At 41.9% G+C, this 8,961-nt stretch carries 9 protein-coding genes; 8 read left to right on the top strand and 1 reads right to left on the bottom strand.

Going from position 1 to position 8,961, the window contains the following annotated elements; genetic code table 11:
- Positions 1-220 precede the first annotated feature (220 nt).
- From V7201_RS08055 to V7201_RS08025, 7 genes are all read left to right on the top strand, one after another.
- Positions 221-862, top strand: coding sequence for an O-methyltransferase (locus V7201_RS08055; protein ID WP_335376262.1), 642 nt, complete (start codon positions 221-223; stop codon positions 860-862).
- Between the two features lie 5 nt (positions 863-867).
- A complete protein-coding gene (locus tag V7201_RS08050) occupies positions 868-1,797 on the top strand; it encodes a peptidase U32 family protein (RefSeq protein WP_335376261.1) in 930 nt (309 codons plus the stop codon).
- 26 nt (positions 1,798-1,823) lie between these two features.
- Complete coding sequence (locus V7201_RS08045; protein ID WP_335376260.1) at positions 1,824-3,092, top strand: peptidase U32 family protein; 1,269 nt, start codon at positions 1,824-1,826, stop codon at positions 3,090-3,092.
- 3 nt (positions 3,093-3,095) lie between these two features.
- Positions 3,096-3,731 (top strand): uridine kinase, encoded by a 636-nt coding sequence (gene udk, locus V7201_RS08040; protein WP_207500101.1) that lies wholly within the window; start codon positions 3,096-3,098, stop codon positions 3,729-3,731.
- A 205-nt stretch (positions 3,732-3,936) separates the two neighbouring features.
- On the top strand, positions 3,937-4,413 hold the full coding sequence (greA, locus tag V7201_RS08035; protein ID WP_335376259.1) for a transcription elongation factor GreA: 477 nt from the start codon (positions 3,937-3,939) through the stop codon (positions 4,411-4,413).
- Between the two features lie 121 nt (positions 4,414-4,534).
- Positions 4,535-6,289: a peptidoglycan D,D-transpeptidase FtsI family protein gene (locus V7201_RS08030; RefSeq protein ID WP_335376258.1), complete on the top strand. Its 1,755-nt coding sequence runs from the start codon at positions 4,535-4,537 to the stop codon at positions 6,287-6,289.
- Positions 6,290-6,402: 113 nt separating this feature from the next.
- The gene (locus tag V7201_RS08025; RefSeq protein ID WP_335376257.1) at positions 6,403-7,098 is read left to right on the top strand and encodes a YrrS family protein; all 696 of its coding nucleotides are present in this window, start codon (positions 6,403-6,405) and stop codon (positions 7,096-7,098) included.
- 34 nt (positions 7,099-7,132) lie between these two features.
- On the opposite strand, the gene V7201_RS08020 is transcribed toward V7201_RS08025, so the two are convergent.
- Entirely contained in the window at positions 7,133-7,339 is a 207-nt protein-coding gene (locus V7201_RS08020) for a DUF2536 family protein (protein WP_335376256.1), read from the bottom strand.
- 182 nt (positions 7,340-7,521) lie between these two features.
- Between V7201_RS08020 and V7201_RS08015 the strand changes: the two genes are divergently transcribed.
- Positions 7,522-8,820, top strand: a complete 1,299-nt coding sequence (locus V7201_RS08015) for an amidohydrolase family protein (RefSeq protein ID WP_335376255.1) — start codon at positions 7,522-7,524, stop codon at positions 8,818-8,820.
- The last annotated feature ends 141 nt before the right edge of the window (positions 8,821-8,961 follow it).

The raw sequence follows: 8,961 nt of genomic DNA, 5'->3' as shown, positions 1-8,961 counted from the left end.
AGGCGCTTCCGCTTTTCTTTGGATAGCGTGCATTACAGAATTAAGAGTTATGGCCTAACACGGCTGAAGAAGCAGTTTGTCTGGTTTCTGGCAATCTGAAGTTTGCCTCTCTTATCCTGTGAACGCTATTTTTTTCATGCTCCGAGCCCTAATTTTCTTGGGCATATATAGATTTTCACACTGGCTGATTTTCTAGCCATTGAATAGAGGTGAGGGCAGCTTGCTAAATGAAAAGCTGCAGGATTATATAGACTCTCTTATACTCCCGAGGCAAGGCTTGCTTGCTGAAATGGAAGAGTACGCGGAAACCAATGGTGTCCCAATCATGGAGCCAGCAGGGATTGAAACGATGCTTCAGCTCTTGCGGCTTCAGCAGCCTGAAGTGATTCTTGAAGTAGGCACAGCAATTGGCTACTCAGCACTCAGGATGGCATTTGCTCTTCCTGGAACAAAAATCGTGACACTCGAACGTGATGAGGAACGATTTAATCTGGCTGTAGATTACATCAAACGGTCAGGTTTGCAGGGACAAATTGTCCAAGTAAAAGGAGATGCATTGGAGCTTGAACAGGAAGTAAGCGAACACGCTCCATTCGATGCCATTTTCATTGATGCGGCGAAGGGCCAGTACAGGAAATTTTTTGAAATTTATTCCAGGTCACTTAAGCCTGGAGGGCTGATCATTACCGACAATGTGCTTTTCAAGGGCCATGTTTATGATGAACAAGTGATTGAAAGCAAGAGGATTCGCAGTCTTGTGAAAAAAATAGATGAATTCAACCGCTGGCTGTCCAGTCATCCAGAGTATGATACGATCATACTTCCGATTGGCGATGGTGTAGCGGTTAGTAAGAAGAGGTGAGCGGAATGAAGAAACCTGAATTATTGGTAACACCGGTCAGTGTAAATGATATTATTCCTTTAGCTGAAGCTGGAGCGGATGCGTTTGTTGTCGGAGAACAAAAATTTGGACTTCGTCTTGCTGGTGAATTTTTACGTGAAGATGTAAAAACAGCAGTAGAACTTGCACACTCCAAAGGCAAGAAAATCTATGTAGCGATGAACGCTCTTTTCCATAATGAAAAGATTGAGTTGCTGGGAGAGTATCTGACATTCTTAAAGGATATCAATGTGGATGCTGTTATCTTTGGTGATCCAGCGGTCTTGATGGCTGCTAAAGAACACACACCCGGCTTGAAGCTGCACTGGAGTACGGAAACAACAGGCACAAACTGGTATACATGCAATTACTGGGGAAGAAAAGGCGCAAAAAGGGCTGTTCTTGCCAGAGAAATTAACATGGATGCTATTGTTGATATGAAGGAGAACGCAGAAGTCGAGATTGAGGTCCAGGTTCACGGAATGATGAATATGTTCCAATCCAAACGCCCGCTCCTTGGTCATTATTTTGAATATCAGGGCAAGGCAATGCAAGTCGAAAACCGAAAAAAGGAACAAAATATGTTCCTTCATGATAAAGAGCGTGAAAACAAATATCCTATTTTTGAAGACGAAAATGGAACTCATATTATGAGTCCAAATGATATTTGTATTATCGATGAGCTGACAGAGCTTGTTGAAGCAGGAATCGATTCTTTTAAGATTGATGGAATTCTTAAGAGTCCAGAATATATTTTGGAAGTAACGAAGCTTTACCGCAAAGCGATTGATTTGGCTGTAGAAGAACCTGACCAATACGAAGATGAAAAAGAGGAGCTGCTGGCTGCAGCGGAAGCAATCCAGCCGCCAAACCGCCCGCTTGATACTGGATTCTTCTTTAAAGAGACTGTTTACTAGAAGTTAGAATATAAGGAGGTAGCGTCATGACAGCAGTGACAGACAAGATTTCACAAATTGTTGACGGAAAACGTGTGATTGTGAAAAAACCAGAACTGCTTGCTCCAGCCGGAAATCTTGAAAAATTGAAGATTGCCGTCCATTATGGTGCAGATGCCGTATTTATTGGCGGCCAGGAGTATGGTTTACGTTCAAACGCAGATAACTTTACATTTGAGGAAATGAAGGAAGGCGTCGAATTTGCTAAGAAATACGGCGCGAAGATATATGTTACGACTAATATTTTTGCCCATAATGAAAATATAGATGGCTTAGAAGAATATTTAATGGGGTTAAAGGAAGCAGGAGTTCACGGTATTATCGTGGCTGACCCATTAATCATAGAAACATGCCGCAGGGTTGCTCCTGAAATCGAGGTTCACTTGAGCACGCAGCAATCCCTTTCTAACTGGAAGGCCGTTCAATTCTGGAAGGAAGAAGGCCTGGAACGCGTTGTTCTTGCACGTGAAACTAGTGCAGATGAGATCAAGGAAATGAAGGGAAAAGTTGATATCGAAATCGAAACCTTCATCCATGGCGCAATGTGTATTGCTTATTCTGGACGCTGTACTTTAAGCAATCATATGACTGCACGCGATTCAAACCGTGGCGGCTGCTGCCAGTCATGCCGTTGGGATTACGATTTGTACACACTGGAAGGTAATGAAGAAAATCCGTTGTTCGGTGAAAGCGATGCTCCGTTTGCAATGAGCCCTAAAGATCTTAAGCTAATTGAATCAATCCCTCGCATGATCGAGATTGGAATTGACAGCCTTAAAATTGAAGGCCGAATGAAGTCTATTCACTACATTGCAACAGTTGTAAGTGTATATCGTAGAGTAATTGATGCTTATTGTGCGGACCCTGAAAACTTTGTCATTAAGCAGGAGTGGCTTGAAGAACTTGATAAATGTGCAAACCGTGAGACAGCAACTGCTTTCTTCGAGGGAGTTCCTGGGTATAAAGAGCAAATGTTTGGAAACCATAGCAAGAAGACGACATTTGACTTTGCTGGACTTGTGCTTGATTATGATGCTGAAAACCAAATGGTGACACTGCAACAAAGAAATTTCTTTAAGCCAGGCGACGAAGTTGAATTTTTTGGACCGGAAATCGAGAACTTTACCCAAGTGGTTGAAAAAATCTGGGATGAACATGGCAATGAACTTGATGTTGCCCGCCATCCTCTGCAAATCGTTAAGTTCAAGATGGACAAGCCTGTCTACCCAAATAACATGATGCGGAAGGAGAAGTAAGGGATGAACCGCAAGCCTGTTGTAATTGGTGTAGCCGGCGGCTCCGGCTCAGGAAAAACAAGCGTCACGAAAGCGATCATTGATAGCTTTAAAGGCCATTCTATCCTGATGATAGAACAAGACTATTATTATAAAGACCAAAGCCATTTGCCAATGGAAGAGCGTTTAAAGACAAACTACGACCATCCGCTGGCATTTGACAATGATCTTTTAATAGAGCATATCGAAAAACTCCTTCGCTATGAACCAATAGAGAAGCCTGTTTATGATTATGCAATCCATACAAGGTCAAGTGAAATCATTGATGTAGAACCGAAGGATGTCATCATTCTGGAAGGAATCCTGATTCTTGAGGATGAGCGATTAAGGGACCTGATGGATATGAAGCTTTATGTTGATACAGATGCAGATTTGCGCATTATCCGCAGACTGCTTCGCGATATCAAAGAGCGTGGCCGTTCTATGGATTCAGTCATTGAACAATATGTAAATGTGGTAAGGCCGATGCACAACCAGTTCATTGAACCTACTAAACGCTATGCAGATATTATCATTCCTGAGGGCGGACATAATCATGTCGCAATCGACTTAATGGTAACAAAAATTCAAACAATTCTTGAACAAAAATCATTTTTGTGACACAATAGCATAGATAAAGCTGGACATAGAAGTACTTAAGCAGTGCTTCTATTAGTCCGGATTAATTTAATGGTCCATGTTTGGACTCTCTTTTAATGCGCGCCCTTGAAAAGGACGCGCTCCTGTATATTTTTCAGGTTACATAATATAATATTACACAATCTATTTTTTGGGGAATTGTGAAGACTAGAAGGAGTGAAGGATTTTGGCTACAGAGAAAGTTTTTCCTATGACATTAGCTGGGAAAGAAAAGCTGGAACAAGAATTGGAAATGTTGAAAACGGTTAAACGTAAAGAAGTTGTTGAAAGAATAAAAATCGCTCGCAGCTTTGGTGATCTTTCAGAAAACTCTGAGTATGATTCTGCAAAAGAAGAGCAAGCATTTGTTGAGGGCCGTATCACAACTTTGGAGAATATGATCCGCAACGCAAAAATCATTGAGGAAGGCGAATTAAGTACAGATGCAGTTAGCTTAGGCCGCACTGTCACTTTCGTAGAGCTTCCTGATGGTGATGAAGAATCCTACACCATCGTAGGTAGTGCTGAAGCAGATCCATTTGAAGGGAAAATTTCAAATGACTCTCCGATTGCGAAAAGCTTAATGGGCAAAAAAGTAGGGGATGAAGTTTCTGTACAGACTCCTGGTGGCGAAATGAGCGTCCGTATTACATCTATTAAGTAGGCTTCTTTAACAAGAATGCAGGAAACCGCGTTCACGCAAGATAATAAATTTATTCATGCTGTTCCAATTTAACAGTTTGAAACTTCAAAACCTCGTCAAAACTTTTGACGAGGTGTTTTTTATGCGCAGGAAAAGAATGATTGTCTGGATCAGCATATGTATTGCCGGCATTGGCTTGCTTCTGTTCAGGCTGGCGGAGTTGCAGCTTCTTGATACAGAATCATTTTCAAAGCACGAGATTAATTTGATTGAGGCAAGTGTCAAGCAAAGGTCACAGGAAATGGTGGTTGACAATGGTAGGGGAAATTTCCTTGATCGTTCAGGTAATCCCTTATCCTATGAAACGTCATCGGTCCTTGTTCTTTTCCCTTTTTTAAAAAAGATGGACTGGCAGGTACATCAGGTTGCAAAGACCATAGGTGTATCGGAGTATGCACTTAAGAATGCGGTTGAAAAATCAAAGGAGCCCTTTGCGTATGGAGATCCGGATCCTGTGATTCTTACCAAAAGCGAGAGGGATGCAATTAATGAAATGAAAATCCCCGGTGTATTTGCTGTTGAGCGTAAGTATCCATTGGATAAAATCCCTGCGGCTCAGCTGCTTGGCATTATTGGTGAAAACGAGAGCCTGCTGAAATCACGATACGGGGAGAAGGATTTCCTTCCGAGGACATTGATTGGCCTCTCAGGGCTCGAAAAAAGCTTTGATGAATTTCTCTTAGCGGAAGGTAAATCGAAGCTTGTCTACCATGTGGATGGTGAAGGGGCACCGCTTTTTGGCATTAATGTAAAGTATATTGAACCGGCAAATCCGTTTTATCCAATCAACGTGCAGACCTCGATTGATAAGGACCTTCAACTGATTGTCGAGGAAGCAGTAGACAAGTATGACATAAAAAAAGGCGGAGTAGTATTGCTCGATATCAAAACCAATAGCGTGCTATCGATGGTATCTAGGCCGGAAATCAATAAGAAAGCGCCATTTAGCGACAAGGGAATAGAGAATATGATGGTCAAGCAGCACATCCCTGGTTCTGTATTTAAGACTGTTGTCGCGGCGGCGGCAATAGATTCCGGGCTTGATGATCCAAATCGGAAGTTTGATTGCAGCAAAAAGTTAAATGGAGAACCTGATTTGAAATACGATCATGGAATGCTCAATTTTACTGACAGTTTTGCGAGAAGCTGCAACCGTACATTCGGAGATATCGCAAGAGAGCTTCAGGAGAAAGATCCAACTATTCTTGAAAGATATGCAGAAATGCTTTCTGTTACAGGCGGCGTAGGCTGGAAAGGGGATATATTCCACCTGGAAAACTTCCAGCAGATGCAGGATGAAGAGGAAGGCAGGATTTTTGTATCTGAGGATGCCCGAAAGGATCGTAACTTTTCAGCCTTATCCGGAATTGGACAGCATGAGGTAAGGGTATCTCCATTGGCCGTTGCGAATATGATGGCGACGATTGCCCGGGGAGGAGAAAAGGATATGGTCAGGTCTGTTCTATCGATCCAGTACCAGAATGGTGCTGAAATGACTGAGTTTCCAAAGGAAAAGCTTAAAGGAGATAGAATCACATCATATACAGCTATGAAGCTTCAAAAGCTTTTAAGGGAAGTAGTTGTAAATGAACATGGAACAGGTCGGTGGTTCAAGAATTTGCCATATGCAGTGGCTGGCAAATCCGGAACAGCAGAGACTGGAATTTACGATGGAAAAAAGCAGCTTCACAACAAATGGTTTGCAGGTTATTTTCCCTATGAAAATCCAAAATATGCACTTGTCGCGGTTAATTTAGGAGTGCCAGAAGATGAAGGTGGCGTGAACCCGCTGTTTGCTGATATAGTAAAAGCCGTCTATGACTATAATCAGGAATGACTCATGGCCTGAGGGCTGATTGGTTGGTAACTAATTAGATAAAGATAAAATCCTTCAAGTTTGTGTTAAGTCATGGTAGAATGTTGACAACCTTATAAAGGGAGGGAAAGACCTTGAAAAATGATTATGACAACCTAAATGAGGGAGCCCGTTCGAGAACAAGGGCAAAGCGAAGAAAAACCAACCTTATTTTAAATACCTTGATTGTTGTCGTTATTTTATTAATTGTCTTTGTATCTGCAAACATTTTTTTCAGTAATGATGAAGGAGCAGCGGACAACAGCAATTCTACTGCAGACCACGAAAAAGACACTGCTTCTTCAGGCAAAAAGGATAACAAGGATAACAACGGCAGCGAAAATGCCGATGAAGATAATAATGGAGAAAAGACAAAGCAATCGGATGATGATTCTGCAGATGATTCAGAGTCAGCAGAATCTGAAGACAGTGAAGACCTCGGCGATCCAGTGGTCACTGAGGGCGGAAGCGATGCAAATGTAAAACAGACAATTGAGAACCCGGGCTGGCAGCCAGTAGGAACCACTCAGTCTGGAGAACATGCTCCCGTCTTTGACCAGAATTCGGTAGATTGGCAAGAAATGATATTGGCATACTCTTATGCTACTGGAATTGATAAAAACAATATGACGGTTTGGTGGAATGAGAATAATGGGGCACCAAATACGGCTGTAGGCACTATATCTGCAAAAGGCAGCGATCAAACCTACAGGGTAGCTATTGAGTGGGTGGAAGGCCAGGGCTGGAAGCCGGTAAAGGTTGAAGAATTGATTCAAAACGATAAACGATAGGCTGGCTAAAGGGGGTCCTGAAATATGGGCCCCTTTACTTTTTCGCCTTGAAATGGACAACGGCTGAATAGAACAGTCGTCCTTTATCATCGATGTGCATTTGATGAGAAACATGGTGAACCGACAGCATAATGGCTTTATTGATTTCTATTTGTTTGTTTATAGTCTTTTCAAGCGTTTTTAAGTCAATTGCTTCAAAAAATTCTACCTTATCTTCAATTAAGTCGAAATGGAATTCCATGTTTATCTCCTTATAACAATGTTGGATTTTTATACTTACTAATAAAAAATAGCAAAATCTCTATAAAAATAAAACGTTTTTTGATAAATTTAAATGATGGGCATATTTGCGGGGCTTTGATCTAATTCTAGTACATAATACCAAACACATGCTAAACAGTGATTTTACATAGGAGAGATAATATGGCAAGAACGTTATTATATAACGGCACAATCATTACTTGTAACGCGGAAAATGAAGTGATCGATTCCGGAGCAATCGAATTTGAGGATGAAAGAATTGTTTATGTCGGCAAATCGCCGGAGGATCTCACGGCATATGGAAAAACAATTGATCTTAAAGGAAGTTACGTCCTGCCTGGATTGGTAAATACTCATGGCCATTCACCGATGTCATTGCTCAGGGGATATGCTGATGACTTGCACCTGCAAACGTGGCTTGAAGAGAAAATATGGCCGCTTGAGGCTAAATATACTCCTGAACATGCGAAATGGGGAGCGTATTTGTCTATTCTTGAGATGATTCGTACGGGGACGACAACTTTCGTCGATATGTATGACAATATGGACGAGGTTGCAAAAGCTGTTGAAGCCGCTGGGATCCGAGGTGTATTGTGCAGAGGAGTAATCGGTTTTGGCTCAGAGGAGCTTCGCCAAAACAAGCTAAATGAAGCTGCTCAGTTTGCAAAAAACTGGAATTCTGGTGCAAATGGCCGAATAACAACCATGCTGTCCCCTCATTCTCCTTACACATGTTCGCCAGAGTATATTACCCAGATCATCGAAAAATCGGTTGAACTGAATGTACCGCTTCATACGCATATGTCTGAAACAAAATTTGAGGTAGACAAAAATATTGAGGAATTTGGCGAGACACCTGTCGCACACCTGGAAAAGCTTGGTTTCTTTGACCGGCCATCGTTAGTTGCGCATGCTGTCCATGTCAATGAGGCAGATCTTGATATTCTTGCCAGCAAGGATGTAAAAGTCTCACACAATATTATCAGCAACCTGAAGCTGGGCAGCGGAATTTCTCCTGTCAGCAAAATGATTGAAAAAGGCATCACAGTAAGCCTTGGAACCGACAGTGTCGCGTCAAATAACAATCTTGATTTATTTGAAGAACTAAAAGCCGCCGCAACAATCCATAAAGGGATGGCGCAAGATGCTACTGCAATCAGCGCTGTTCAAGCATTGAGGATGGCGACGATTAATGGAGCTTCCGCTGTTTGGCAGGAGAATAAGATCGGCTCTCTTGAGATGGGGAAGGATGCGGATTTGATTGTAGTTGATTCAAACCAGAGCTTCTATTACCCACGACATAATCCTGTATCCCATCTTGTATACTCAGGGTCGGGCAGGGATGTAAGGGATGTGTATGTCAAAGGGAAGCAACTCATGGCGAATCGCCAATTCTTAACCATCGATGAAGAAAAAATTCTTTTTGAAGCAAACCGCATGTCAAAAATGCTGACAGTATAAGTTAAATTCTATAAATAACAATCTATGTATAATAACTTGGAGGTAAAGAGTATGAGAATCGGAATTATTGGTGCTATGGATGAGGAAATCCAGCACATCCTGGATGCCATGAGCAATTATGATGAAAAGAAAAAAGCAGGC

The organism is Bacillus sp. JJ1122, assembly GCF_036964885.1.
Lineage (GTDB): Bacteria > Bacillota > Bacilli > Bacillales > Cytobacillaceae > Mesobacillus.
Note: the sequence above shows the minus strand (reverse complement) of the source record. Positions and strands in the feature narration are given on the sequence as shown.